Source organism: Streptomyces corynorhini (genome assembly GCF_003346515.1).
GTDB classification, from domain to species: Bacteria; Actinomycetota; Actinomycetes; order Streptomycetales; family Streptomycetaceae; genus Streptomyces; species Streptomyces corynorhini.
Genome location: NZ_QQNA01000011.1, coordinates 75,729 through 101,542, shown reverse-complemented (window position 1 = coordinate 101,542; position 25,814 = coordinate 75,729). Strand labels below are relative to the sequence as shown.

Annotated in this window: 23 protein-coding genes and 2 tRNA genes; 4 read left to right on the top strand and 21 right to left on the bottom strand. The window is 70.6% G+C overall.

Features of this window, described 5'->3' with window-relative positions; all coding sequences use genetic code 11:
• A partial coding sequence (locus DVH02_RS02445; protein ID WP_233517996.1) for an NADH-ubiquinone oxidoreductase-F iron-sulfur binding region domain-containing protein occupies window positions 1-1,387 on the top strand: 1,387 nt, incomplete at its 5' end.
• Between the two features lie 162 nt (window positions 1,388-1,549).
• Here the strand turns inward: DVH02_RS02445 and DVH02_RS02440 are convergent.
• From DVH02_RS02440 to DVH02_RS35485, 9 genes are all read right to left on the bottom strand, one after another.
• Window positions 1,550-1,622, bottom strand: a tRNA-Ala gene (locus DVH02_RS02440).
• Window positions 1,623-1,782: 160 nt separating this feature from the next.
• Window positions 1,783-2,016, bottom strand: a complete 234-nt coding sequence (locus DVH02_RS02435; RefSeq protein ID WP_114621985.1) for a hypothetical protein — start codon at window positions 2,014-2,016, stop codon at window positions 1,783-1,785.
• Between the two features lie 263 nt (window positions 2,017-2,279).
• Window positions 2,280-2,352, bottom strand: a tRNA-Ala gene (locus tag DVH02_RS02430).
• 93 nt (window positions 2,353-2,445) lie between these two features.
• On the bottom strand, window positions 2,446-3,099 hold the full coding sequence (locus DVH02_RS02425; RefSeq protein ID WP_114621984.1) for a histidine phosphatase family protein: 654 nt from the start codon (window positions 3,097-3,099) through the stop codon (window positions 2,446-2,448).
• Window positions 3,096-3,548 (bottom strand): ribosome silencing factor, encoded by a 453-nt coding sequence (gene rsfS, locus DVH02_RS02420; RefSeq protein WP_114621992.1) that lies wholly within the window; start codon window positions 3,546-3,548, stop codon window positions 3,096-3,098. The genes DVH02_RS02425 and rsfS overlap by 4 nt, the downstream gene beginning before the upstream one ends.
• A 128-nt stretch (window positions 3,549-3,676) precedes the next feature.
• Window positions 3,677-5,506: an LCP family protein gene (locus DVH02_RS02415; RefSeq protein ID WP_114621983.1), complete on the bottom strand. Its 1,830-nt coding sequence runs from the start codon at window positions 5,504-5,506 to the stop codon at window positions 3,677-3,679.
• 19 nt (window positions 5,507-5,525) lie between these two features.
• Window positions 5,526-6,173, bottom strand: coding sequence for a nicotinate-nucleotide adenylyltransferase (gene nadD / locus DVH02_RS02410; protein WP_114621982.1), 648 nt, complete (start codon window positions 6,171-6,173; stop codon window positions 5,526-5,528).
• Window positions 6,174-6,211: 38 nt separating this feature from the next.
• On the bottom strand, window positions 6,212-6,370 hold the full coding sequence (locus DVH02_RS35490) for a hypothetical protein (protein WP_199566140.1): 159 nt from the start codon (window positions 6,368-6,370) through the stop codon (window positions 6,212-6,214).
• Window positions 6,371-6,465: 95 nt separating this feature from the next.
• Entirely contained in the window at window positions 6,466-6,618 is a 153-nt protein-coding gene (locus DVH02_RS35485) for a hypothetical protein (protein ID WP_199566139.1), read from the bottom strand.
• 162 nt (window positions 6,619-6,780) lie between these two features.
• On the opposite strand from DVH02_RS35485, the gene DVH02_RS02405 reads away from it, so the two are divergent.
• Window positions 6,781-7,968 carry a M48 family metallopeptidase gene (locus DVH02_RS02405; RefSeq protein WP_114621981.1) on the top strand — a complete coding sequence of 396 codons (1,188 nt, stop codon included), beginning with the start codon at window positions 6,781-6,783 and terminating at the stop codon, window positions 7,966-7,968.
• 37 nt (window positions 7,969-8,005) lie between these two features.
• On the opposite strand, the gene DVH02_RS02400 is transcribed toward DVH02_RS02405, so the two are convergent.
• The 5 genes from DVH02_RS02400 to proB form a co-directional block, all read right to left on the bottom strand.
• Window positions 8,006-9,172, bottom strand: a complete 1,167-nt coding sequence (locus DVH02_RS02400) for an SCO2583 family membrane protein (protein ID WP_114621980.1) — start codon at window positions 9,170-9,172, stop codon at window positions 8,006-8,008.
• Window positions 9,173-9,293: 121 nt separating this feature from the next.
• On the bottom strand, window positions 9,294-9,893 hold the full coding sequence (locus DVH02_RS02395) for an SCO2584 family spore wall biosynthesis protein (protein ID WP_114621979.1): 600 nt from the start codon (window positions 9,891-9,893) through the stop codon (window positions 9,294-9,296).
• 123 nt (window positions 9,894-10,016) lie between these two features.
• On the bottom strand, window positions 10,017-11,300 hold the full coding sequence (locus tag DVH02_RS02390; protein WP_114621978.1) for a glutamate-5-semialdehyde dehydrogenase: 1,284 nt from the start codon (window positions 11,298-11,300) through the stop codon (window positions 10,017-10,019).
• Between the two features lie 105 nt (window positions 11,301-11,405).
• A complete protein-coding gene (locus tag DVH02_RS02385) occupies window positions 11,406-11,948 on the bottom strand; it encodes a hypothetical protein (RefSeq protein ID WP_114621977.1) in 543 nt (180 codons plus the stop codon).
• 139 nt (window positions 11,949-12,087) lie between these two features.
• On the bottom strand, window positions 12,088-13,236 hold the full coding sequence (proB, locus tag DVH02_RS02380; RefSeq protein WP_199566138.1) for a glutamate 5-kinase: 1,149 nt from the start codon (window positions 13,234-13,236) through the stop codon (window positions 12,088-12,090).
• A gap of 372 nt (window positions 13,237-13,608) precedes the next feature.
• On the opposite strand from proB, the gene DVH02_RS02375 reads away from it, so the two are divergent.
• Together DVH02_RS02375 and rfbC are read left to right on the top strand one after the other, a co-directional pair.
• The gene (locus DVH02_RS02375) at window positions 13,609-15,639 is read left to right on the top strand and encodes a glycosyltransferase family 2 protein (RefSeq protein ID WP_233517995.1); all 2,031 of its coding nucleotides are present in this window, start codon (window positions 13,609-13,611) and stop codon (window positions 15,637-15,639) included.
• Between the two features lie 52 nt (window positions 15,640-15,691).
• On the top strand, window positions 15,692-16,291 hold the full coding sequence (rfbC, locus tag DVH02_RS02370) for a dTDP-4-dehydrorhamnose 3,5-epimerase (RefSeq protein WP_114621975.1): 600 nt from the start codon (window positions 15,692-15,694) through the stop codon (window positions 16,289-16,291).
• Window positions 16,292-16,391: 100 nt separating this feature from the next.
• On the opposite strand, the gene DVH02_RS02365 is transcribed toward rfbC, so the two are convergent.
• The 7 genes from DVH02_RS02365 to DVH02_RS02335 all read right to left on the bottom strand — a co-directional run bounded on the left by DVH02_RS02365 (window position 16,392) and on the right by DVH02_RS02335 (window position 25,717).
• Window positions 16,392-17,186, bottom strand: coding sequence for an O-methyltransferase (locus DVH02_RS02365; protein ID WP_114621974.1), 795 nt, complete (start codon window positions 17,184-17,186; stop codon window positions 16,392-16,394).
• Between the two features lie 82 nt (window positions 17,187-17,268).
• On the bottom strand, window positions 17,269-18,168 hold the full coding sequence (gene rfbD / locus DVH02_RS02360; protein WP_114621973.1) for a dTDP-4-dehydrorhamnose reductase: 900 nt from the start codon (window positions 18,166-18,168) through the stop codon (window positions 17,269-17,271).
• Complete coding sequence (gene rfbB / locus DVH02_RS02355) at window positions 18,165-19,151, bottom strand: dTDP-glucose 4,6-dehydratase (RefSeq protein WP_114621972.1); 987 nt, start codon at window positions 19,149-19,151, stop codon at window positions 18,165-18,167. The genes rfbD and rfbB overlap by 4 nt, the downstream gene beginning before the upstream one ends.
• Window positions 19,148-20,215 carry a glucose-1-phosphate thymidylyltransferase gene (locus DVH02_RS02350; protein WP_114621990.1) on the bottom strand — a complete coding sequence of 356 codons (1,068 nt, stop codon included), beginning with the start codon at window positions 20,213-20,215 and terminating at the stop codon, window positions 19,148-19,150. The genes rfbB and DVH02_RS02350 overlap by 4 nt, the downstream gene beginning before the upstream one ends.
• Before the next feature lie 253 nt (window positions 20,216-20,468).
• Entirely contained in the window at window positions 20,469-21,707 is a 1,239-nt protein-coding gene (locus tag DVH02_RS02345) for a glycosyltransferase family 2 protein (protein WP_114621971.1), read from the bottom strand.
• A 251-nt stretch (window positions 21,708-21,958) separates the two neighbouring features.
• Window positions 21,959-24,073, bottom strand: coding sequence for a hypothetical protein (locus DVH02_RS02340; RefSeq protein WP_114621970.1), 2,115 nt, complete (start codon window positions 24,071-24,073; stop codon window positions 21,959-21,961).
• 138 nt (window positions 24,074-24,211) lie between these two features.
• Window positions 24,212-25,717 (bottom strand): bifunctional cytidylyltransferase/SDR family oxidoreductase, encoded by a 1,506-nt coding sequence (locus DVH02_RS02335; protein ID WP_114621969.1) that lies wholly within the window; start codon window positions 25,715-25,717, stop codon window positions 24,212-24,214.
• Window positions 25,718-25,814 lie beyond the last annotated feature (97 nt).

Sequence of the window (25,814 nt, the reverse complement as noted above, 5' to 3'; positions counted from 1 at the left end):
CAAGTCCGCGATCCGCCGCGGCGTACGGCCGGTCGTCGTCGTCAACGGCAGTGAGGGCGAACCCCCCTGCCGCAAAGACACCGTGATGCTCAACCGGGCCCCGCACCTCATCCTCGACGGCGCCCTCCTGGCCGCCGAGGCACTCGGCGCGCGCACGCTGATCATCGCGGTCACCCGTAACTCCACCGAGGTGTCGATCCGCGCGGCGCTCGCCGAGCGCGGACTCTCCGACCGGCGCGGACAGGCGCTGCGGGCCAAGGTGGTCCGCACTCCCGAGCGCATGGTCTCCGGCGAGGCGTCCTCCGTGATCCGCGCGATCGGCGGCGGCCCCGCCAAGCCGCCAGGCCGCCGTGAGCGCGCCGCCGAGTCGGGCGTCGGCGGGCTGCCGACCCTGCTGTCCAACGCCGAGACCTTCGCCCAGCTGGCCGTCGGCGCGCGGATCGGTGCCCGCCGCTACACGCACACGGGTCTTGAGGACGAGCCCGGCACGGTGATGCTGACGCTCTCCGGAGCGGTCGCCCGCCCCATGGTCATCGAGGCGCCGACCGGGGTGCCGCTGCGGTACATCCTGCAGATGGCCGGTGCCCCGCCGATGCCGCAGGGGGTGCTGACCGGCGGCTACCACGGCGACTGGATGGACGCGGTCTCCGCCCACGAGGCCGTCATCTCCAAGAAGTCCTTCAAGTCCCTGGGCGGCGCGCTGGGCGCGGGCGCGATCCTGCCGATCGGGCCCGAGACCTGTCCGCTGGGCGAGGCGCTGCGGGTCGCCAACTGGCTGGCGGCCGAGAGCGCCGGTCAGTGCGGCCCCTGCAAGCTCGGTCTGCCCGCCGCCGCCGGCGGCCTCTCCGACGTGATCAACGGCGGGGGCCAGGCTTCACTGGAGGCGCTGCGCGCGGTCGTCCAGGCGGTCAAGGCGCGCGGCGCCTGCCAGCACCCGGACGGCTCGGCGCGGTTCTTCAACTCCACGCTGGCCGCGTTCACCGACGACCTCGCCGCACACGTGCTGAACGGCGGCTGCGGGCGCGAGACCACCGGTGTGCTGCCACTGCCGGGCGAGGGCTACCAGGACCTGGTGGAGTCCATCCCCAGCGGCGGCAAGCTGGCGATCGACTGGACGCTCTGCGAGGGCCACGGCCTGTGCGCCGACATCCTCCCCGAGCTGTTCCGGATGAGCCCGGACGGCTTCCCCACACCGGCCAAGGCGGACGTCCCGATGCACCTCCAGGGCGCCGCCCAGCGCGCCGTGCGCAGGTGCCCGCAGCTCGCGCTGCGGCTGGAGCAGGCGCCCTCGGCGCAGCCCAGGGTGGAGAAGGCCCCCTCCCGCGCCGCGCTGCCGCCGGGCGGAGGCGGCAGCCGCCGCAAGGCGCTTGGCCCCGGGCGCGGTTGAGAGCCCGCGTCGCGTGTGATCTCTGACCGGGCGGGCCCACCGGGGCCGGCCCGGTCAACCGCCCGGCAGGACGCGCCTCCCGGCAGGGCATACGAAGAAGCAAGGCATACGAAGAAGCGGGCCGCCCGGATTCGGGCGGCCCGCTTCTTCGTACGGAACCTGTGGAGCTAAGGAGAATTGAACTCCTGACCTCCTGCATGCCATGCAGGCGCTCTACCAACTGAGCTATAGCCCCGTGCGCGGTGCCACCGGGGTTTCCCTCGGCGACATCGCCAACTTTAACGGTCCCGCCGCCCACCACCAAATCGATTCCGGACGGGGCGCGCGGCACCCGGCGACACCCGGCGGCGCAGGCGGCATACCGGCGGCGACCGGTGGATCAGGCGATCAGTCCATCAGGCCGTGGCGAACGAGTAGAACCGTTTGAGCGTGCAGTGCTCCTCGACGAGCCGCCCGTAGATCGGCTCGCCCTCCAGCTCGCGGTACGTCTCGATGGGGTCGCCTTTTATGATCAGCGCCCGCGCGCACTCCTCGCACCAGTACTGGTAGTCGGCGTTGACCGGGTCCATGTCACGGACGATCGGCGTACCGCTGCCACACCAGTCGCATTTACGCCTGTGGGCACCCATCAGTCAGCTCCAGCTCCCGGTCCGGTCCTCGCCCCCCTCCGGCGGTCCGATTCTGTCACGTCAGTGACCTGCGGACAGCCCGAAATCACTTGCCTGCAAGGGCTGGTGCCGGACGTCCCGATGACCTTCCCCGATCGGGACCGGTGAAACCGGCCGGGGCCCCCAAGATCACCCCGACGTCCGCTCCCCGGCGCGGAGGCACAACAGCGAATCCCGCCCCCAACAGGGGACGGGATTCGATGGGTGAAACTGATGACCGATTGTGGAGCTAAGGAGAATTGAACTCCTGACCTCCTGCATGCCATGCAGGCGCTCTACCAACTGAGCTATAGCCCCGCGTGTTCCCCGCGCTCCGCGCTGCGAACAAGAAGAACTTTAGCCTGCGACCAGCCCGAAAGCGAAATCCGGTCCGGCACCGCCCGGGACCGCTCAGTCGTCGTCGCCGAGGACCGGCTCCGGGAGGGTACCGGCGTTGTGTTCCAGCAGCCGCCAGCCGCGCGCGCCCTCGCCCAGGACCGACCAGCAGCAGTTGGAGAGCCCGCCGAGCCCTTCCCAGTGGTACGACTCAAGCCCCAGCAGCCGGCCGATGGTGGTGCGGATCGTGCCGCCGTGGCTCACCACGACGAGGGTGCCGCCGTCGGGCAGCGCGTCGGCGTGGCCGAGCACCACGGGCGCCGCGCGGTCCGCGACCTCGGTCTCCAGCTCGCCACCGCCGCGCCGCACGGACTCACCGCGCTTCCACGCCGCGTACTGATCGCCGTAGCGCCCGATGATCTCCTCGTGGGTCAGCCCCTGCCAGTCCCCCGCGAAGGTCTCGCGGAGCCCGGCGTCGTACGCGACGCCGAGCCCGGTGACGGCGGCCAGCTCACCGGCGGTGGCCGCGGCCCGCCGGAGGTCGGACGCGACGATCGCGACCGGCTTCAGGGAGGCCAGCAGCCGCGCAGAACGCTGGGCCTGGGCGACGCCCTCGGCGGTCAGCTCGATGTCCGTGGAGCCCTGGAAGCGGCGCTCCAGGTTCCACGCCGTCTGGCCGTGGCGCCACAGGACGATACGGCGGTCCCTGCCGCCCCGCGCGCCGTTCAGCTCAGCTCACCTTCCGGGTCACCGGCGATCCCGGTGTGGTCGCCGGTGGCCACGGCGTGCTCCTGGGCCTTGCCACGGGTCTTGACGGCGTCCTCGGGCAGCGGCAGCTCGGGGCAGTCCTTCCAGAGCCGCTCCAGGGCGTAGAAGACGCGCTCCTCGCTGTGCTGGACGTGGATGACGATGTCCACGTAGTCCAGGAGGATCCAGCGCGCGTCGCGGTCGCCCTCGCGGCGCACCGGCTTGGCGCCCAGCTCCTTCTGGAGCCGCTCCTCGATCTCGTCGACGATCGACTTGACCTGACGGTCGTTGGGCGCGGAGGCGAGCAGGAAGGCGTCCGTGATGGAGAGCACATCGCTGACGTCGTACGCGATGATGTCGTGGGCGAGCCGGTCCGCCGCGGCCTGGGCCGCGGCGTTGACGAGCTGAAGGGAACGATCAGTAGCGGTCACTTGCAGGCTTTCGTAGACGGTTGTGGAGACGTCCAGGATCTCACGGACCACCGACAGCCCGCGCTGCCCGCCGACGGGTGTGCCGGGCGGGGGGGGCAGGCCCCCCGCCCGGCACACCCCCCGCCGCACTAGTTGATCTTGTAATCCTGGCCGAGGACGACGGAGACGTCGGCGTTGGCCGCCGCCTTGCCCTTCTCCACGGCACTCGTCGGCAGGCCGAGGGTCTTGGCGACCTCTTCCGCCTGCGCCTTCTTCGCCGCGTCACCGTAGGTGACGCGCGACGACGCCACCGCGTCGGCCGTACCCGCGTCCACGAAGCCGTAGCCGCCGTTGACCAGCGAGATACGGGCGGATTCCGCCGCGTCCTGGTCGCCGCTGGCGTTCTTCACACCGACCCGGACCGCCGCGCCCTGCTCGGGGGCGCTGACGGAGCCGCCGAGGATGTCCTTGACCACGCTGTCGGCGGTCTGCTCGCTGAGCGTGCCGTTCTCCTGGACGGGCAGGAGCGTCGTCCGGTAGTCGCCGACCTTGGCGTGCTCGGCGAGTTTGGCGAGGGCGGCGCCGAGGTCCTTCTCCGGCAGCGAGGGATCGAGGATCTGGCCCAGGGTCTCCACGGTGACGGTCGCCGTCTTCGGCTCGCCCGAGACCTTGCGCAGCACGCCCTGGAGGACCTGCCCGAACCGTTCGAGCTGCTTGGCCTCGGCCTCGTCCGGGGCCCGGTAGGTGGCGTAGCCGACCGCCATCTTCCCACTGAGGGTCTGTTTGTCGCCCTTCTTCACCAGCGGGCCGTCGCTCTTCTTGGCGCCCGGGACCTCGATGTCCGTGTCGACCTCGATACCGCCGACCAGCTCGACGAGCGTGTCCAGATAAGGCGTGTCCAGCCGCCAGGTGCCGGAGATCTTGGTGCCCAGGAGGGTGCCGACGGAGTCGCGGGTGGCGTCGGAGCCGTCCTCGTCGACGGACTTGCCGAGCGTCGTGGAGACTCCCTCGTCGTCGGCGACGGCGAGGGAGTTGGGCAGCAGGACGGTGGTGCCCTTGCCGGTCGTGGAGTTGTTGACCAGCAGAGCGGTGGAAGTGTCCTTCTTCTTCGTGCTGCGCAGATGGACGACGATGACGTCCCGCTTCTGGGGGCCCGACGCGGTGTTCGCCGCACCCTCCGACGACGAGAGGCCCGGCAGGTCGCCCGCCCACCAGAGGTAGCCCACGCCTCCGGCGACCGCCACGACGAGCGCGACGACCAGGGCCACGACGCGGCTGCGGCCCCGGCGCTTGGCCTCCTCGCGGCGCTCGGACCTGCTCTCGGTGAACTTGAGCCAGTCGATGACGTCTTCGGAGTTCTCGTTCGGCTCCTCTATGAAGGAGAACTGCTCCGTCTTGTAGTCACGCTCGTCGGCGTCGGCGTCGGCGTCGGCGTCGGCTTCGGCGTCGGCGTCGGCGTCGGGGCGGCGCGGCCCCGGTACGGCGGCCTCGGAGGCGGCGGGAGCGGAAGACCCGGCGGGCGCGGCGGGCGGCGCGGACGGCTCGGGTGCGGGCGCCTCCGGCGCGGGCACGGGCACCGCCTGCTGCGGGGCCTGCTGCTGGGGGATGTTCCACTGCTGTTGCTGCTGCTGTTGCTGCTCGGTGTCGACGCCGACGGGCTGCCGACTGCCCGTGTCGTAGCCGTATCCGTCGTATCCGTACCCCTGTTGCTGCTGCGGCTGCTGTTGCTGCCCGTACGGGTCGTACTGCTGCTGGGCGTACGGGTCGTAGCCGTATCCCTGCTGCTGTTGTTGCTGCTGCTGTTGCTGTTGCTGCGGCTGCCCGTACGCGTCGTACTGCTGCTGCGGCTGGTTCTGCTGAGTCTGCTGGTTCTGCTGGGGCTGCTGATACACCGGCTGCCCGTACTCGTCGTAACCGACGATGGTGGGCTGCGCGTAATACGGGTCGTACGGATCGTACGGCTGCTGTCGGTCGTTCACCGGTGCCCCTCTCCGTGGCTCATTCGCCGCGGTACAACTGCCGCTTGTCGATATAGCGCACGACACCGTCCGGCACCAGATACCAGACCGGCTCGCCCTGGGCGACCCTCTCCCGGCAGTCGGTCGACGAGATCGCCAGCGCGGGGACCTCCACCAGGGAGACGCCGCCCTTGGGCAGCCCGTCGTCCGTCAGATCGTGGCCGGGCCTGGTGACTCCGATGAAGTGGGCGAGCGAGAACAGCTCCTCGTGATCGCGCCAGCTCAGGATCTGGGAGAGCGCGTCGGCGCCGGTGATGAAGAAGAGGTCCGCGTCGTTGTTGAGGTTCCGCAGATCCCGCAGCGTGTCGATCGTGTACGTGGCACCGCCCCGGTCGATGTCGATACGGCTCACCGAGAACTGCGGGTTCGCCACCGTGGCGATGACCGTCATCAGATAACGGTCCTCGGGCGGGGAGACCGCCCGCTGACTCTTCTGCCACGGCTGCCCGGTCGGTACGAACACCACCTCGTCGAGGTGGAACAGGGACGCTACTTCGTTGGCCGCCACGAGGTGCCCGTGGTGGATCGGGTCGAAAGTCCCGCCCATCACGCCGAGTCGGCGCTTACCGCGGCCGGATCCGGTGTCGGGAACGGGGACGGGGCCGCTGGACGCCTGCTGCTCTCCCATGCGGCCACAGCCTACTGGCACCGGATCGCGACGCCGCGTCAGCGGTCGCGGTTGAAGCGCGTGGTGATCCACAGCAGCAGGAGCAGCGCGAACAGGGCGCCGCCACCGACCAGGGCAGGGTTGAGGCTTTCGTGATTGCCGCCCTCGCCGCCCTCGGCGAGCATGACCAGGTTGGCGGCGGTGCCGGTGAGGCTCATCTTCTGCGGGCCCTTTTCCTCGGGGATCGTGGGGAAGTCGGAGCGGAGACTTCGGGCACATCGTATGCGGGGGCAGCGGGCACGCTCACGCCGACTCAGTCGTTGTGATCGTTGTCGCGGTATCCGCGCAGCAGGAACCAGGCGAGAAAGGCTGCTCCGACCAGGCAGACGACCAGCACGATCGGCACCGTACGGCCCGGTCCCTGTTGATCGGAGGCGGCGGCGAGCAGGGTGACGATTTCCGGCATGTCGGCTGTGCTCCTCGGTCTGTTCCGGCTGGAGCCTGTCTTCGAGGCCCGGGGGTCGTTCCCCGGGGCTCGGCCACGGGCCCCCGCCACACCGTAGCGCCAGCACCTAGGGTGGAAGCCGTCAGGGGGACGAGCTTCGACTCGTACGAACAGGGGATTTCCATGACAGATGACAGTCGCGAAGCGGCCGGCGGCGAGGCGGCCGGCCACGAGAACGTGCCGAGCAGGCAGCGCAAGCGCTTCCCCGGTATTTCCTCCCGGGCGTACGAACACCCCGCCGACCGCTCGGCGCTGGTCGCCCTGCGCAAGCTCAGCGGGTTCGACACCGTCTTCAAGGCGCTCAGCGGGCTGCTGCCGGAACGCAGCCTGCGCCTGCTCTTCCTCTCCGACTCGGTACGGGTGAGCGACGCGCAGTTCACGCATCTGCACGCGATGCTGCTGGACGCCTGCTACATCCTGGACCTGGAGAAGGTCCCCGCCATGTACGTGGCGCAGGACCCGAAGCCCAACGCGATGTGCATCGGTCTGGACGAGCCGATCATCGTGCTCACCACGGGGCTGGTGGAGCTGCTCGACGACGAGGAGATGCGGGCCGTCGTGGGCCACGAGGTGGGCCACGCGCTGTCGGGTCACTCCGTCTACCGGACGATCCTGCTCTTCCTCACCGGTCTCGCGGTGAAGGTCGCCTGGATCCCGCTGGGCAATGTCGCGATCATGGCGATCGTGACGGCGCTGCGCGAGTGGTTCCGCAAGTCGGAGCTGTCGGCGGACCGGGCCGGGCTGCTGGTCGGGCAGGACATACAGGCGTCGATGCGCGGCCTGATGAAGATCGCCGGTGGCAACCATCTGCACGAGATGAACGTGGACGCGTTCCTGGCGCAGGCCGAGGAGTACGAGGCGGGCGGCGATCTGCGCGACTCGGTCCTCAAGATCCTCAATGTGCTGCCGCGTACGCACCCGTTCACCACCGTGCGGGCCGCCGAGCTGAAGAAGTGGGCCGAGAGCCGCGACTTCCAGCGGATCATGGACGGCCACTACCCGCGCCGCTCGGAGGACAAGGACACCTCGGTCACGGACTCCTTCCGGGACTCCGCCTCGCACTACGCGGACACGGTGCGCGGCAGCAAGGACCCGCTGATGAAACTGGTCGGCGACATCGCGGGCGGTGCGGGCGATCTGGGCGGCAAGCTGCGCGACAGGTTCACGGGAGGCGGCGGCTCAGGCAGCGGCTCCGGCTCCGGCTCCGGCAACAGCTCCGGTAACGACTCCGGCAACGGCAACGGCAGCGGCTCCGGCACCGAGAACGGCAGCGGCGGTCCCGGCCCGGACGAGGGCCCGCGCACGTCCTGACCCCGGTGCCCCCGCCCCCGAGTGGTCCGGCCGGTCGTCAGCCGGCCGGACCCCCGCTGCCCACCCCGCTCGGCTCGGCCAGCGGGGACAGCGTGCCGCACAGGGCGGGCGTCGCCGGTCCCGTCGTGTACGGGTCGGTCGCGGCCGGGCTGTGCGGCTTCGCCCGTTCGCCCGCCAGCAGCGGGCGCAGCGACCTCGGCACGTCGGCGGCGCAGGACTGGGGGCCCGCCTGGGCGGCGCTGTTCAGCAGCGCCACCTGGTGCCTGGGCAGGTCGTCCACGCTGAACCGGAAGCGCAGCTCGCGCCGTACGGTGAACAGCGAGGCGTCCTCGGCGGGCGGCGCGTCCCGCGCGGTGGGGCCGGTGGTGCCGGCCGGCCGCAGCGCGTAGACGAAGACGTGGTCGGAGGTGACCTCCAGCGTCCCGGGCGCGGTCTCCTCGTACCGCATCGAGCCGCGCACCCGCACCTGGCTGTCGGCGAGCGCCACCTTCCCCGGGTCGAAGCGCACGAGCCAGCCGATCGGATCGTGGCGTCCGTCGTCGGCCGGATCGGTGAAGCTGCGGTCGAACTGCCCCTGCTGCTCGGGGTCGAGCAGCACGCGCACGGGCCGTACGGTCCGGCCCATCAGCACGTCCGGGTCGAGCGACGAGGCCACCAGGTAGTCCTTGACGACGGCCAGCGCGGCCACCACCTGCCCCTCCGCGAAGTCCCCGGTGGGACGGGCGCCGGGCACGGTGATCCCTTCGGCCCCGATCCGGAACCGCGCGGCGGGGCTGTGCGCGAGGAGTTCGGCGGGGGCGCCGCCGGGCACCCGGCCCTCGGGGGCCAGCGGGATCACCGAGATGCGCGCCTTCTCCGCGGCGCGGACCGGCGGCGGCCGGTAGGGGTTGCGCAGGCCCAGATAGACGGCCGTGCCGAAGGAGAGGACCAGCACCAGCAGGAGGAGCAGGAGCTGTCGCGGGCCGTTCCCGAAGCGCCTTCCGCCGCCGCCGCGCGACCGCTTGCCCGGCGACACGGTCGGCAGGTGCGGCGGGAGTTTGCGCACGGCGTGGGAGTGGTCGCTCATCCGCTCGCGGGCGGAGAACTCCTGGAGGCGGGCAGCGCGAATGAACGACTCGTCGAAGACGACGGACCGGTACTCGTCGTCTTCGGCACCAGGGGGCCCGTCGGGTTCCCCTTCGGGTGGGTCTCCGTGCCCTGCCATACCTTGAGGGTAGGTCGAAGGGGTCGAACGTAAACGCCGGAGAAGTCGGCGACTTCCGATGGGCCCACACTCACCCGTTCAGGTCGTACGGGTGTCCGGCGCACGGGTGCGCGGCATGCCGCTACGGGGTGTGGGGCACGGCCGACGCCGGCGCCGAGCGGGGCGCCTCGACGGACGGGGTGACCCCGCCCGGCTTGTCGATCCCGGTGGTGGCAGGCTGGGGCACCTGGTCGTCGCGGCCTGCCGCGCCGCCCCGGTAGACGGCGGTGAAGGCCAGCGCGACCATGCCGACGCCCATCACCAGGGCGAGCAGCCAGGCGACCGGGCGGTGCCAGCGGGCGGTGCCCCGGTAGGGCCGCAGGGTGCCGCCGTGGCGCCCGTAGGGGCCGGCGGCCCCGTCGGGGTCCGCGGCGGGGTCGTAGCCGCTCCCGTAGCCGTACTCCGGGCCGTACGCGCCGTCCCTGCCGTACAGCTCGTACTGATCGTCGTACTGGTCGTCGTCGTGGGGGCCGCCGCCCGATCGCGCGCGGGCGGCCTCGGCCTCGGCGCGCGCCTGGGCCGCGGCGAGCAGCCGCTCGACGGCGGAGGGTTCGTGGATGGTGGCGGATCTGACGAATTCCTCGTCGAACACCACGGAGGCGAAGTCCTTGTCCGCGCCTCCGCGGTCGTCATCGGGCTCGCGGCCGTCGGGAAACGGCCTGCCCCCCACGTCGTCCGGCACATCATCAGAGTAGACCTGGCACGGCGTTTTGGGCAGGCGGAGTCGGAACTCTCGTGGCTTGGCGTACGTCACACCGGCCGGGCGACGGCCGGGGGAGGCCGCGCGCCGGACCCGTGTCTCCCGTCACCGGATGTGGCCGTCCCCGGTGACGATGTACTTGGTGGATGTCAGCTCGGGCAGCCCCATCGGCCCCCGCGCGTGCAGCTTCTGGGTGGAGATCCCGATCTCGGCCCCGAAGCCGAACTGGCCGCCGTCGGTGAACCGGGTGGACGCGTTGACGGCGACCGTCGTGGAATCGACCAACTGGGTGAATCTGCGGGCGGCGGCCTGCGAGGTGGTGACGATCGCCTCGGTGTGGCCGGACGACCAGAGCCGGATGTGCGCGACGGCCGCGTCCAGCGAGTCGACGACCGCGGCGGCGATGTCGTACGAGAGGTACTCGTTCTCCCAGTCCTCCTCGGTCGCCGCCACGACCGTCGCCTTCGTGCCCGCCGCGTACGCGAGCACCCGCTCGTCGCCGTGCACCGTCACCCCGGCCTCCGCGAGGGCGTCCAGCGCGCGCGGCAGGAACGCGGCGGCGCTGTCCTGGTGGACGAGGAGCGTCTCGGCGGCGTTGCAGACGCTGGGCCGCTGGGCCTTGGAGTTGATCAGGATGTCGACGGCCATGTCGAGATCGGTGTCGGCGTCCACGTACACATGGCAGTTGCCGGTGCCGGTCTCGATGACGGGAACGGTGGATCCCTCGACGACCGTACGGATCAGCGAGGCGCCGCCGCGCGGGATCAGTACGTCGACGAGCCCGCGCGCCCGCATCAGCTCCCGCACGGCGTCCCGGCCCTCGCCCGGCACCAGCTGCACGGCGTCGGCGGGCAGTCCCGCGCCGCCGACCGCGTCGCGCACCACCCGCACGAGCGCGGTGTTGGAGGCGATGGCGGACGAGGAGCCGCGCAGCAGCACGGCGTTGCCCGACTTCAGGCAGAGGGCGGCGGCGTCCACGGTGACGTTGGGACGGGCCTCGTAGATGATCCCGACCACGCCGAGCGGGACCCGTACCTGGCGCAGATCGATGCCGTTCGGCAGCGTCGAACCGCGGACGACCTCACCGACGGGGTCGGGCAGCGCGGCCACGTCCCGTACGTCGGCGGCCATGGCCCTGATCCGCTCCGGGGTGAGCGTCAGCCGGTCGATGACCGACTCGGCCGTGCCCGTCTCGCGGGCCCGGGTGACGTCCTCGGCGTTGGCCGTGACGATCTCGTGGGTACGGACCTCCAGCGCGTCGGCGATCGCCAGCAGCGCGTCGTCCTTGGCCGCGCGCGGCAGCGGCGCGATATCGGCGGCCGCGGCGCGGGACCGGTAGGCGGCCCTGGCGACCGGGGTGAGGTTGTCGTACGGCGAGAGCGAGGTCATGTCCGCAGGGTAATGCGCGCCCTGCGGGCATTCGGCACGTATTCCGCACTCCGAGACGGAGCGGTGCCCCGGCGGGTCACCGCTCCGGCCTCGGTCGGGGAGCGGTCAGAACGGATGGACGCCGACCGGCGCCGCGGGCGGCGGGCCGTACCCCTCCGCGATGCGCAGGTGGTACGTCTCCCGGTCGATGACCTCAAGGCCCACGATCTCCCACGGCGGCAGTTTCGCGGTGGAGCGGTGCTCGCCCCACAGCCGCAGGGCCACCGCGGCGGCGTCGTGCAGGTCCCGGGCCTCCTCCCAGTAGCGGATCTCCGCGTGGTCGTTGGCGTATCTGCTGGTCAGCAGGAAGGGATGGTCGTGGGCGAGCTGTTCGAGACCGCGTCTGACCTCCGTCAGCGGCGCTTCCTGGCCCGAGACGCTGAGCGTGATGTGCCACAGCTTCGACACCGGGCGCCCCTTCCCGGACACGTCCGTCGTCGGTGCCGCCTCCCCCGGCCGCCCGTCGGCGGTGTCGGCGGCTCTGGCGGTGTCGTCGAAGGCGTCCCCCGCTTCGACGCTGGTCAGGGCTCGTTTCTCGCCCGTCGCCCGGCGGGCCTGGGCGCCGCCACCAATCCCTCGGGGCACCGCCCCCGGGCGCGCTCGTCTCACCAGCGGCCTCCTGTTTGCGTCGTCGTGCTGTACCCCGCCGTACCCCTGGGACAAAGTTGACCAGTCCCGGGCGGAACGTGGGGCCGTTTTGGTAAAGGTGCCTGCCCGGAGACCGGACTTTCAGCCGTTTCAGGGGCGGTCAGGGATGCAGGATGACCAAATCGTCCCTGTGTACGACCTCGCGCTCGTAGGCGGGGCCGAGTTCGCGGGCCAGCTCTCTGGTCGAGCGGCCGAGCAGCTGGGGAATCTCCTTGGCGTCGAAGTTGACCAGCCCGCGCGCCACCGGACGGCCCGCCGGATCCCGCAGCTCGACCGGGTCGCCCGCGCTGAACTCGCCCTCGACCGCGGCGATCCCGGCCGGCAGCAGTGAGGTGCGCCGGTCCACCACGGCCCGTACCGCGCCGTCGTCCAGGGTGAGGGCGCCCAGCGGTGTCGAGGCGTGCTCCAGCCACAGCAGCCGGCCCGCCGAGCGGCGGCCCGTGGGGTGGAAGTACGTACCGGTGTCGCGGCCCGCGAGGGCGTCGGCGGCCCGGATCGCGGAGGTCAGCACCACCGGGATGCCCGCGTCGGCGGCGATCCTGGCCGCCTCCACCTTGGTGACCATGCCGCCGGTGCCGACGCCCGCCCTGCCCGCGCTGCCGATGGAGACGCCCGCCAGGTCGGCGGGGCCGCGCACCTCGGCGATCCGGGAGGCGCCGGGGCGGCTGGGGTCGCCGTCGTAGAGCCCGTCGACGTCGGAGAGCAGCACGAGGAGATCGGCGCGGACCAGATGGGCGACGAGCGCGGCCAGCCGGTCGTTGTCGCCGAAGCGGATCTCGGCGGTGGCGACGGTGTCGTTCTCGTTGACGACCGGCACGGCGCCCATGCCGAGGAGCTGGTCGAGGGTGCGGTAGGCGTTGCGGTAGGAGGCCCGGCGGCTGGTGTCGTCCGTGGTGAGGAGCACCTGTCCGACGCGTACGCCGTACCGGGCGAAGGAGGCGGTGTACCGGGCGACCAGCAGCCCCTGCCCGACGCTGGCCGCGGCCTGCTGGCGGGCCAGGTCGCGGGGGCGGCGCTCCAGCCCCAGCGGGGCGAGTCCGGCGGCGATGGCCCCGGACGAGACGAGTACGGTCTCGCGCGCGTCCCCGCCCGCCGCGTGCGCCCGGCCCCGGACGGAGGCGAGCACGTCGACCAGGGCGTCCACCCGGTCGGCGTCGAGTCCTCCGGACGCGGTGGTGAGCGAGGAGGAGCCGACCTTGACGACGATCCTGCGGGCCTGTGCCACCGCGTCCTGCCGTGCCGCTGCCACCGTGCTCAGCCTCTGCTCTCGCGCTCTCACGTGCCCGTACGCCCGTACCGACGGCCGGATGGGCCCTTTCCTGCTTCCAGGCCGGTCAGCGTACGCGGAACCGGCCGCGCGGGGGTGGCCCATTTCACTGGATGGGACGCGGGTGAAGTCCGCGACGCGGGTCAAACGCCGGTCAAACGCGCGTCAACACGACGACCGGCCGCCGACAGAAGCGGTCCCGCGGGTGTAACAACAGTCGTGATACCGGGGCTGCCCCCGGCGCTAGGCTGGCGGAAATGGTGCCCGCGTACTTCGCCGATGACAGCGACTCCCCTTCTACTTGAAACAGCCGAGACCACACACGAGATGGGCCATCCGTACATGCCGGTAAAAGTGAGCGTCGTCATTCCCGTATACAACCCGGGAAAGTACCTCGACCCCTGCCTGGATTCGCTGTTGGCCCAGACACTGCCCGCCGAGGACTTCGAGGTGCTTTTCGTCGATGACGGATCGACGGACGACACCCCGGCCCGGCTGGACAAACTCGCCGAGGAACATCCGCACTTCCGCGTGATCCACATCCCCAACTCCGGCTGGCCGGGGAAGCCCAGGAACATCGCGGTCGAGGAGGCCGCGGGCGAGTACGTGCAGTTCGTCGACCAGGACGACCACCTGGCGTCGGACGCGCTGCGCCGGCTGTACGAGATGGGGCACCGCAATGGCTCCGACATCGTCATCGGCAAGGTCGCGTCCAATTTCCGCGGCGTTCCGCACGGCGTTTTCAAGACAAACCGCGAGAAGTGCGATCTGACCAACGCACCGCTGTACGACAGCCTCACCCCGCACAAGATGTTCCGTACCGAGTTCCTCCGCGAGAACGGCATCGCCTACCCCGAGGGCAAGCGGCGGCTGGAGGACCAGCTGTACCTGATGCAGGCGTATTTCCGGGCCAAGGTCGTCTCGATTCTGGGGAATTACACCTGCTACTACTACTCGAAGCGGGACGACGGCCGGAACGCCGGATCGACCCGGATCGTGCCCTCCGGGTACTACGGCAACCTCCGCGAGGTCCTGGAGGTCGTCCAGAAGAACACTGAACCGGGTGAATTCCGGGACCGGTTGCTGCGCCGCTTCTACCGGGTGGAAATGCTCGCACGGCTGAGCGAACCGTCGGTTCTCGGCTACGCGCCGGAGTACCTGGACGAGATGTGCGACGCGGTGCTGCCGCTCGCGCGCGACTTCATGCACGACGGTGTGCACGACGGGCTCGGCGCGCTCACCCGGCTGCGCTCCACCCTGCTGCGGGCCGGCGACCGCGAGGGGCTGGTGAAGGCCGCCGCCTTCGCCAAGTCCGTGACGGGCGCGGCCCGTCTGGAGGACTTCGTCTGGGAGCCCGACGGCAGGATCGCGCTCACCGTCACCGGCCGGCTGGTCCACGGCGAGGACCACCGCCCGCTGCGCTTCGTCCGCCGCGACGGCCGCTACTACCTGCACCCGGAGATCACCGCGGGAGTGCTGCCGGACGGTGAACTCCTCGACGTCACCGACGACATGGGCGAGTTCAAGGGCGAGATGTCGCTGCGCAACCGGGAGACGGCCGTCGAGTGGCCGTGCCCCGCCGAGTTCACCGTCAAGATCGAGAAGGCCGCGGAGACCGGCTCCGACGAGGACGTGTACGAGGTCGTCCTGCGCGGCACCGGCCGTGTCACCAGCGAGGCGGTCAAGGGCCGGGGCCGGGTCTCGCGCGGCTTCTGGGACGTCTGGGTGCCGCTGCGCGGCCTCGGTCTCGTGCGCAAGGCCAGGCTCGGCGCGGACCGGGCGCCGCAGGTGGACGCCAAGTGCCTGCCGGCCCTGCTCGGTACGTCCGCCCGGCCGGTCATCCCGTACTTCACCGACCCGTACGGCAACCTCACCCTCGATGTCGCGGGCCGCGCCAAGAAGCTGGCCGCCCATCTGGCGGACCGTCCCGTCTTCCGGATGCCGGGCGGCCGGGCCGAGTTGCGGCTCGACGTCTTCACCGGCTCCGCCTCCGGCTCCTACCCGGTCGAGCTGGTGGTGACCGGCGCGGACGGCACCTCCAGGACCGCCCCCGCCACGCTCCGGCCCGACCACGGCAGGGCCCATCTCGACGTGCCCCCGCGCGTCCCCGGACTGCCCGCGGGCACCGCGCGGCTCTCCGTACGGCTGGACGGCCCGACCGCCCCCGAGCTGGAGCTGTGCGAGGTGCCCGTCACGGAGGACGGCCGGATTCGGCTGGACCGCGGCGATCTGCCCCAGGTCGATCCGCTGCTCGTCCGGGTGGTGACGGTGCAGCGCCGCAGGGCGTCCGTGCGCAAGGTGCTGCGCTCCGTGGCCGGTCCGATCGTGCGCCGGCTGCCTCCGGCGACGCGCAAGCGGGTCCGGCGGCTCGCGGCCCGGCTCTGACGGGTGCCGCCCCCAGCAGCGAGTACCAGAAACAGAACAAGGATGTGATCAGATGCAGCCGCTTTCGATCGAAGGCTCCTGGATGCACGAGCCCAAGGTCTTCCCGGACAGCCGTGGCAGCTTCCACGAGTGGTTCGGGGCGGAGGACTTCGCCAAGTCCGTCGGGCATCCGCTGAACCTCGCCCAGGCCAACTGCTCGGTGTCCGGCCTCGGCACGCTGCGCGGCATCCACTTCGCCGATGTGCCGCCCAGCCAGGCCAAGTGCGTCAAGTGCGTGCGCGGCGCGGTGCTCGACGTGGTCGTGGACATCCGCGTCGGCTCCCCGACCTACCGGCGCTGGGAGGCGGTCAGGCTGGACGACGTGGACCATCGCTCGGTGTACCTCGCGGAGGGGCTCGGGCACGCCTTCATGGCGCTGACCGATGACGCGACGGTCGTCTACCTCTGCTCCGAGGGGTACGCGCCGCAGCGCGAGCACGGCATCAATCCGCTGGACCCGGCGCTCGGCATCGAGTGGCCCGCGGACATCGCCCCGCAGCTGTCCGACAAGGACGCCGCCGCCCCGACGCTCGCGGAGGCCGAGGCCACGGGCCTGCTGCCGTCGTACGAGGAGTGCCGGGCGTACTACGCGGAGCTGGCCGCGCGCGGCTGAACCGGCCCGGCGCGGCACAGCCCGAAGGGCCCGCGCGATCCGATGCGATCGCGCGGGCCCTTCGGTGTGCTCCGGCGGTGCGCCCGGGAGCCGGGCGGCGTCAGCCGGTGATCGCCTCGATCTGCCGGCGCAGCGGTACGAAGGCGGAGCGCGAGCGGCGCAGATTGCGGGCCCTGACCAGACCGGGCCAGAAACCGGCGCCGAGCAGCGCCTCGGGCCGCACCGCGTTCTTGCGGCCGAGCACCTCCTGGGGCACGTCCTGCGGGTCGGGGACGACGTACTCCTCGATGATCTTGTCGTACGCGTTCTTCAGCACCGTGGACTCGGAGTTGGCGCCGAAGACGGCCACCACTCCGGTCGGTGCGGTGTCGACGTCGACGACGAGCAGATCGGGGCGGTGGCGCCGCAGCACCTGGGCGACCTTGTAGACGTCGCCCGCCCAGAACGTGGTGTGCCGGTCGCGGGCGGCCTCGTCCACGTCACGCGGCAGCATGTCGTCGAGGATGATCACGCTGGACCAGCGGGAGTGCCGCTCGACGTTCATGAAATCGCGCAGCGCGTACTCGAAGAGGTGCATGCCGTCGATGAAGGACAGTTCGAGCTTCGGCTCTCCGCCGAGCAGGTTGGCCGGGTCGCGGCGGGCCAGCGCGCGGAACGGGTTCCGGCCGTTGCGCAGATGGATCAGCGGGTCCTTGCGCGCGAAGAAGTTGTCGCTGGTGGCCTTGACCAGGTGCACATCACAGCTGATGTCCGTGACCACGCGGAAAGCCGGGTCGACGGCGACGGAGGGAGCCCGGGACAGTGCCAGACTGCGCCCGTCGTTGACCCCGATTTCCAAATAGGTGCGGGGTTTGTACACACGGTGCATATGGCGCAGGAAGCCGTGGCGATCCACGTAAGGGGCCCTTCACTGAGAATCAACAACCAGGGATTGATTCTCAGTGAACTTAGTGGGAAAAAGCCCGCAACGTAAACATCTACTGGCCGGTAACACTCGTTTGGCGCTCAGCCGTCAGCAGTTCGGGAAACGCCTCGGTGAGCGCGGCGCGCCAATTCCTGAGGGGCTCGATTCCGGCGCGCTTCCACGCCTCGTGTCCCAGCACGCTGTACGCGGGGCGGGGAGCCGGCCGGACGAACGCCGCGCTGTCCGTCGGAAGGACCCGCTCCGGATCGGCGCCCAGCAGCCGGAAGATCTCCCGGGTGAAGCCGAACCAGCTGGTCTCGCCGCCACTGGTGCCGTGATAGATGCCCGGCTCGGCCGTCCCCGCCAGCGCCGCCCGGCCCAGCCGGACCAGCAGACCGGCGAGATCGGCCGTCCAGGTGGGCTGGCCGCGCTGGTCGTCGACCACGTCGAGGGTGTCCTTGACGGACTCCAGCTTGATCATCGTGCGGACGAAGTTGCCGCCGCCGGCCCCGTACAGCCACGCCGTACGGACGACGTAGCCGCGCTCGGGGAGCGTGTCGAGCACCGCGCGCTCCCCCGCCAGCTTGGTGCGCCCGTAGGCGCCGCGCGGGCCGGTGGGAGCGTCTTCCGCGTACGGGGTGCCCGCGTCGCCGGGGAAGACGTAGTCCGTGGAGATCTGGACCAGCACGGCCCCGGACTCCCGGCACGCCTCGGCGAGGACGCGCGGTCCTGTGCCGTTGACGGCGAGCGCCTCGGACTCCTGGGACTCCGCGTCGTCCACGGCGGTCCAGGCGGCGCAGTTGACCACCACGGCGGGCTCGTGGGCCCGCAGGGCGGCGCGCACGGCGGCCGGGTCGGTGATGTCCAGCGCGGCCCGGTCGAGACCGGTGGCGGGCTCGCCCTCGGCGGCGAGCCGGGCCAGCAGGTCCCGCCCGAGCATCCCGCCGGAACCGGTGACCAGCCAGGCGCTCACAGCGCGGCCCTGGCCTTCAGCGGCTCCCACCAGGCGCGGTTGGCCCGGTACCACTCCACGGTCTCGGCGAGGCCCGCGGCGAAGTCCTTGCGCGGCTCGTACCCCAGCTCGTCGCGGATCTTGGCGCAGTCCACGGAGTAGCGGCGGTCGTGGCCCTTGCGGTCGGTGACGTACTCCACGCTGGTGTCCCAGTCGGCTCCGCACGCCTCCAGCAGCAGCCCGGTCAGCTCCTTGTTGGACAGCTCCGTACCGCCGCCGATGTTGTAGACCTGGCCGGGCCTGCCCTGCGTACGGACCAGTTCGATGCCCTGGACGTGGTCGTCGATGTGCAGCCAGTCGCGGACGTTCCCGCCGTCCCCGTACAGCGGGACCTTCCTGCCGTCCAGCAGGTTGGTGATGAACAGCGGGATGACCTTCTCGGGGAAGTGGTGGTGCCCGTAGTTGTTGGAGCAGCGGGTCACCCGCACGTCGAGACCGTGGGTGCGGTGGTACGAGAGGGCGATCAGGTCGCTGGACGCCTTGGCCGCCGAGTAGGGCGAGTTGGGGGCCAGCGGGTCGGTCTCGGGCCAGGAGCCCTCGTCGATCGAGCCGTACACCTCGTCGGTGGAGATGTGCACGAAGGTGCGGACACCGGCGCGGTGGGCGGCGTCGATCAGCGTGTGCGTCCCGACGACGTTGGTGCGGACGAACTCCGCGCCGCCGTCGATGGAGCGGTCCACGTGCGACTCGGCGGCGAAGTGCACCACCTGGTCGTGCTCGGCCATCAGCTTGCCGACGAGTTCGGCGTCGCAGATGTCCCCCTGGACGAAGACGAAGCCGGGGTGGTCGCGCACCTCGTCCAGGTTGGCCGGGTTGCCCGCGTAGGTCAGGCTGTCGAGGACCGTGATCCGGACGTTCCCGGGGCCCTGGGGCCCGAGCACCGTACGGACGTAGTGCGAGCCGATGAAGCCCGCACCTCCGGTCACGAGAATCCTGTCGGTCATGAGGAGATCTGCACCTTGCTGTGGTCACCGAGGACGAGTCGGTGGGCGGACGGGGTACGGGGCGCCGGGGTGATCTCGACATCCCTGCCGATCAGCGACGCCTGTACCCGGCGCACGCCGGTGATGGAGGAGCCGCGCAGAACGATGGAGTACTCGATCTCGCTGTCCTCGATCCTGCACCCTTCCGAAACGGACGTGAAGGGGCCGACGTAGGCGTTGTGGACCACGGTGTCCGCGCCGATGATCGCGGGACCGACGATACGGCTGCCGGTGACCCGCGCGCCCGCCTCGATCCTGACCCGCCCTATGATCTCGGTCTCGTCGTCCACACTGCCGTCGCGGCAGGGCTCCACGGTCTCCAGCACCGAGCGGTTGACCTCCAGCATGTCGGTGACGTTGCCGGTGTCCTTCCAGTACCCGGAGATGGTGGTGGACCGCACGTCGCGCCGCTGGTCGATCAGCCACTGGATGGCGTGCGTGATCTCCAGCTCGCCGCGCCAGGAGGGCTCGATGGCGCGCACCGCCTCGTGGACGGCCGGGGTGAAGAGGTAGACGCCGACGAGCGCGAGATCGCTCTTGGGCTCCGCCGGTTTCTCCTCAAGGGCCACCACCCGTCCCTCCGCGTCGAGTTCGGCGACGCCGAAGGAGGTGGGGTTGGGCACCTTCGTCAGCAGGATCTGCGCGTCGGGCCGCTCCGCGCGGAAGCCGTCCACCAGACCGCTGATACCGCCGACGATGAAGTTGTCCCCGAGGTACATCACGAAGTCGTCGTCGCCGAGGAAGTCCTTGGCGATGAGCACGGCGTGGGCGAGCCCGAGCGGGGCGTCCTGCCGGAGATAGGTGACCTTTATGCCGAACCGGGATCCGTCGCCGACGGCTTCCTTGATCTCCTCCGCGGTGTCACCGACGATGACACCGACCTCCGTGATGCCCGCCTCGGCGATCGATTCCAGGCCGTAGAAGAGCACCGGCTTGTTCGCCACCGGGACGAGCTGTTTCGCGGAGGTGTGCGTGATCGGGCGCAGGCGGGTACCCGCCCCGCCGGACAGTACGAGTGCCTTCACGATCCCCATCCCCTACTGGTCTTGGATGCCACCGGGCCTCGCCCGACCAGTCCGATTTTACCCACCATCTCCTTTTGGGGCCGCTGTTGGCCGTCCTGCGCGAGTGAACCGGGGGCGCACTGGAGTGCGCTCCAGAGGCGCCGCGCGCGGGCGAGCGCCGGTCGGGTACCACCGGCGCCGCTCCGGCGGTGCGCCCCTCGCTCTCCATCGGATGCCCGTCCGGACCACGATGATGCGGCCCGGACGGATGTGATCACGCGACGCGGTTGCGCAGCAGCGCTATGGCCCGCGCCTGAGCGCGCACCCGGCGTGCCACTCTGCGCGCCAGCGAGTTGCGCCGGCGGACGATCTCGGGCGGCTCGATGCGCCGCTGCCCCGGCTTGCCCAGCCAGTCGGGCACGGTCACCTCGAACGCCGTCGCCTTCAGGCCGGAGGAGCGGTCCTCGAAGTGCGGGAAGACCAGGTGGGGGCTGCGGTCCCGGCCGCGGTGGACCACCTCGGGCACGGTCTCCGCCTTGACGAAGGCCAACATGTCCGCCAGCAGATCGAGCCGCCCCAGGGCCACGCACTCCAGGCGCAGCCGCTCGGCGACCTTGATGCGCCGGGCGACGCCGGGGGTCCAGTAGCGCTCCATGAGCGGCGCCGCCAGCTCCAGCTTGTGTTTCTGTATCTTCTTCGGCTGCTTCAGGATTCCGTGCCCGAACTGCTGGATCAGGCCGACCGTGAAGGGTCTGACCATCAGCCGGTCCCGCTTGGGTCCTGCCGGTACGAGTGCGGAGATGAGCGCCATCAGCGCGCTCGCCGAATCGAAGCGCAGTGTGTAACTGCCGCTCTTGGTCACGTGTTTGCCGTCGTCCCGGCCGACCAGGTAATAGCAGGTGTAGTCGGCGATGACCGAGACTCCGGCGCCCCGGATGTACGCCTCCATGGTGAAGAGCGCGTCCTCGCCGGTCTTCAGCCCCTCGTCGAAGCGCAGGTCCAGCCGTTCGATGAGGGCGCGGCGGAAGAGTTTCTGCGCGCTGAGCGTGTAGATGACCTGGGAGTCGTAGATGTCGACGCGGTCGGCGGTGCGGCGCCACATCGACTTGGGCGCCCCCCGGTTCACCCCTTCCACCTTGCCGAGCACCACGTCCGTACCGGCGCGGTCGGCCATGGCGACCATGCGTTCCAGGGATTCCTCGGCGAAGTAGTCGTCCGCGTCGAGAAAGAAGACATAGCGCCCCCGGGCCATGCCGATCCCTACATTGCGCGGCCCACTGGGACCGCCCGAATTGGCCTGGCGTACCACCCTGGTCGGGATGGCCGTCCGCGCCGCGAATTCCTCCAGGTATTCCCCCGTGCCGTCGGTCGAGCCGTCGTCTATGGCGACGATCTCGATGCGGTCGGCGCCCAGAGTCTGGGCTTCGACCGATTCCAGACAGCGGATCAAGTAGGGCATCGCCTCATATGCCCCGACGATCACACTCACATCAGGAACTGACTTATCGTTCATCGGAAAAGAAGACAGATTCCGGAGAATGTTGGTTGCGTCGTCACCTTCAACAGTCTTTGTGACTGCCATCACATGACTCTGACGGAGTGTCGACCCCCGAGCGGCCCCCCGAGCGGCCCCCGGAGGGGCCCCGGAGCGGCTCTCCGGGCGCGGCGGCGGACGAACCGGCGGACAGCGGCGAAAAGCCCGGCGGGGCGCCGCTGGGGCGCCCCGCCGGGCTTCTCTCGTACCGGCTTACCGCCGGGGTCGCGCTATCCCCTTACCGGTGAGTCCAGGTCGTTGACCTCGGGCTCGGCCGTCGGCGCGGAGTCGTCCGGCGGCGCCGCGCCCTCCGGCTCGGCGAGCCGCTGCTCGACGCCGGTGTTGCGCGCCTGCGCCTTCTCGGCCAGTTCCCGCGTCGCCGCGTTGAACTGCTCCATCGACGTGGGCTCGTCGGGCCCCAGCAGATACCGCTTCAGTTCGGTACGGGCGCGCGCCAGCGGGTCGGCGGCCGGGTCGGCCACCGAGGTGAGCAGCTCGTCCAGCTCCACCGCGCTGTTGGAGAGGACCACGGCGGCCCGTACGGCGGTGTTCTGCCGCTTGAACTCCTCGACGCCCAGCTCGGCCGAGTCGGTGACCGCGTACGGCTTGCCGCTCGCGATGAAGTCCGACACCACGCTGGAGATGTCGGAGACCATGGCGTCCGACTGGTTGAAGCAGTCGTACAGCTTCGGCTCCGGCCCGGTGACGACCCGGTGTTCCCAGTAGCCGAAGGAGCGCCAGTAGGCGTCGTTCCACTCGTCGCGCAGCCGCTTGGCCTCGTCGAGCCACCCCTGGTCGACCAGCGAGACCCGCGAGCGCTCCGCCTCGTCGCCGCCCGCGCGGCCGGGGGCGTCGAGCGCCGCCAGCGCCGTCTCCGTACGGGCCAGCTCGGCCAGCGCGGTGCTCTGCTCCGCGGCGGCCGCCGCGGCGGCCTCCGCCCAGCGGGGCTCGGTGAGCCTGGCGGCCGTGGCCGCGCTCAGCAGGTTCGCGATCCGCCCGTGGACGGCCTTGGCCTTGGGGTCACGGATGCCCGTGAACGGGTGCGGCTTGTAGATCACCCGGACCGGGCGCTCCGCCGCGAGCAGCCGCTTGATGATGTTCTCACCGGCCAGCAGCAGCGAGGTGTTGCCGGGGTTGTCGTCCCAGCCCTCCCAGGTGGGCGCGTACAGAACCGTGGGGATCGGGTTCTTCGGGGCGCCGCTCGACAGCTGGATCGGCGCCAGTTGCGGGCGCCCCACCTCGACGATGTCCTCGTCGCGCACGCCGACATCGGCCAGCGCGTAGCGGTCGCGGCCGGCCCGGCCCGCGGTCCACACCTCGTCGTACGCCTTGCTGTACGGGTTGACGCTGGCGAGCTTGTCGCTGTCGCCGTGGCCGATGAAGACGTGCTTCATGGTGGGCACGCGCAGCAGGTGGATGTTCTTGCCGACGTTGGCCGCGTACAGGGCCACCCGGACCGTGGAGAGGTCCAGGTTCATCAGGTGCGTCCCGCCGGGGACGCAGATCACCGGCACCGCGGTCGGCGCGAGCTGGGCGGCGATCCCGCGCTCACGCAGGAGGATCAGCGGCCGGCCCTCGATCTGCTCCATGGTCTCCAGCCACATGTTGACCTGGTAGGCCGACTCCTTGGATCCGGAGAAGTAGAGCACCACGGTGGGCCGGTACTCGCGCAGCCAGCCGTCGACGGCGGTCAGTACGGTCGAGGCGGCCGGGACCCGGCGGCGCCCGCGCAGGTACCACGTGAGAGCGCCGACGTAGAGGACGCCGAGGCCGATGGTGAGGCCCACCCCCACATAGCCGTAGACGTAGTCGTTGGTCCACGCGGCGACGATCAGACCGGCCACCGCGGGCAGATCCAGATGCAGTATCTTCTCGCCGGAGCGGCGCAGCAGGCCGCCCGGCGGCGCGTCGGGGATCCTGATGGCGCTCAGGTCGACGTTGCGGGTCACGACCGGCATGGTGCGGCGCAGCCGGATCAGGGTCGCGAGCGCGCCGTGGCAGACCTGGAGGGCGTAGAAGACCAGGAAGCCGCCGAGCATGACGTAGAAGATGACCCGGTCCGCGAGGTCGAGCCGCGCCACGAGCAGGATCAGCAGCAGCTGACGCACGAGGAAGCGGATCGACAGACCGGCTCGGACTTTCTGGAGCCGGTTGACCAGGTAACTGCCACGCATATGCAGAAAGCGGTCGGCTGCGTAGGTCACAGCCGCGGCCCCGGCGAAGAAGCCGAGATTCGGGATCAGCGCGGCGAGCAGCACACACGGATAGCCGAGCCCCAGCAGGACTGCCGCGGCCAGCTCGGACCGGCTGCCCACGCGGGCCAGTCGAATGGCGGTCGAAATCACGAAGAACCTGCTCCAGAGGGGTGCCGGTTATTTCACATTTGAAGGAAATTGTGAAGGTGGGGCTTCACGCATTCGGGCCTCCGCGATATGCCGTAAGGCGATCGCAGAGGCCCGAAACATGCAAGTTGTGGAGAATTATTACACATCTTCCTGACGGTCCAGCACGGCGGCCAGCGCCTGCTCGAAATCCGACGCCTCGGAGGCGCCGCGCGTCGGGTCCTGCTGCCGTACGTCGATCACGTGGCCGGTCAGCTCGGAGAGCAGCACGTCCAGGGAGGTCCTGGCGACCGCCTCGGAGGAGAGCAGCGATCCCTCGGGCTCCTGGCCGAACGCCTTGGTGCGCATGGGGGTCGCGGTGCGCTCGGGGTTGACGCAGTTGACGCGGATCGCCTCGCCTGCCCATTCGTCCGAGAGCGCCTGGGTGAGGTTCACCATGGCCGCCTTCGTGGACGAGTAGAGGCTGTACTCGGCGCGGCCCCGGGTGTAGCTGCTGGAGGTGTAGAGCAGCAGCTGGCCCTTGGTCTCCACCAGGTACTTGTACGAGGCGCGCGCGATCTGCACCGGGGCCAGGTAGTTGACGTTCAGGGCTTCCTGGATGGTGGTGTTGTCGGTCTCGGCCAGCTTGCCGATGCGCAGCACGCCCGCGGTGTTGATGACGTAGTCGATGCGGCCGGTCTCGCCGTAGGCGCGGGACAGCGCGTCGTCGACGTGCTCCGGGTTCTCCACGTGCGTACCGGTGGTGGAGCGGCCCAGTGCGTAGACCTTGGCGCCGTAGCCCTCGGCGAGCCGCGCGATGTCGGCGCCGATGCCGTACGAACCGCCGAAGACCACCAGCGTCTTGTCGGCGAGCAGTTCCCGGTAGGCGTCCTCGGAGACCTGCTGCGGAGCGGCGGTGGAGGCCAGCTGGAAGAGCTTGTCGGCGATGAAGACGTCGACCGGCTGGGTCACCTTCATGTTGTACTCGTCGCCCGCGACGACGTAGATCGGCACGTCCGGCAGGTACTTGAGGACGACGGAGCAGTCGTCGGTGGCCTGGAAGTTGGGGTCTCCCGCGGCCACCTCGTACGCCCTGCGGATGGTGGAGAGCTTGAACGCCTGCGGGGTCTGGCCGCGCCGCAGCCGGGAGCGGTCGGGGACGTCGGTGATGAACTCGCCGTCGCCGCCGTGCGTACGGGTCACGATGATGGTGTCGGCGGACGGGATCGCCACGTCCACGGCCGCGTAACGGCCGAGCGCGTCCACGCAGTCCTTGATCACGTGCTGGGACAGCAGAGGGCGTACGGCGTCGTGGAACAGGACGTTGCGGTCCTCGCCCTCCGCCAGCCCCTCACCGAGGGCGGCGATGGCACGCTCGGTGGTCTCGTTGCGCGTCGTGCCGCCCTCGATGACCCGGGTGACCTTGGTCAGACCGGCCTTGGCGACGATCTTCTCCACGTCCGGCACATAGCCCGGCGCCATGAGCACGATCACGTCGTCGATCGAGTCGCTCTGCTCGAAGATCCACAGCGTGTGCTCGATGACGGCCTTCCCCGCGATCTTCAACAGCTGCTTCGGGATCGACAGACCCACCCGCTGACCTGTACCGCCCGCCAGGACGACGGCGGTGGTGCGGGGCTTCGCGGGCGACGCGGAAGTTGCAGACACAGGACTGACCTACCTTGCGGGCTCAGAGGATGTAGCGATGGTCCCACTCGCGGCAATCCTCCCGCAAGGCGGACCACGACCGGGGGCCACCGGCACG

What these genes read in the sequence shown, in the direction of transcription:
- rfbC (WP_114621975.1), top strand. Translation starts at nt 15,692, where the DNA reads ATGCAGCCGCTTTCGATCGAAGGCTCCTGGATGCACGAGCCCAAGGTC.
- DVH02_RS35485 (WP_199566139.1), bottom strand. Translation starts at nt 6,618, where the DNA reads ATGCCGGAAATCGTCACCCTGCTCGCCGCCGCCTCCGATCAACAGGGA.
- DVH02_RS02390 (WP_114621978.1), bottom strand. Translation starts at nt 11,300, where the DNA reads ATGACCTCGCTCTCGCCGTACGACAACCTCACCCCGGTCGCCAGGGCC.
- DVH02_RS02345 (WP_114621971.1), bottom strand. Translation starts at nt 21,707, where the DNA reads ATGAACGATAAGTCAGTTCCTGATGTGAGTGTGATCGTCGGGGCATAT.
- DVH02_RS35490 (WP_199566140.1), bottom strand. Translation starts at nt 6,370, where the DNA reads ATGAGCCTCACCGGCACCGCCGCCAACCTGGTCATGCTCGCCGAGGGC.
- rfbB (WP_114621972.1), bottom strand. Translation starts at nt 19,151, where the DNA reads ATGACCGACAGGATTCTCGTGACCGGAGGTGCGGGCTTCATCGGCTCG.
- DVH02_RS02405 (WP_114621981.1), top strand. Translation starts at nt 6,781, where the DNA reads ATGACAGATGACAGTCGCGAAGCGGCCGGCGGCGAGGCGGCCGGCCAC.
- DVH02_RS02435 (WP_114621985.1), bottom strand. Translation starts at nt 2,016, where the DNA reads ATGGGTGCCCACAGGCGTAAATGCGACTGGTGTGGCAGCGGTACGCCG.
- nadD (WP_114621982.1), bottom strand. Translation starts at nt 6,173, where the DNA reads ATGGGAGAGCAGCAGGCGTCCAGCGGCCCCGTCCCCGTTCCCGACACC.
- DVH02_RS02400 (WP_114621980.1), bottom strand. Translation starts at nt 9,172, where the DNA reads ATGGCAGGGCACGGAGACCCACCCGAAGGGGAACCCGACGGGCCCCCT.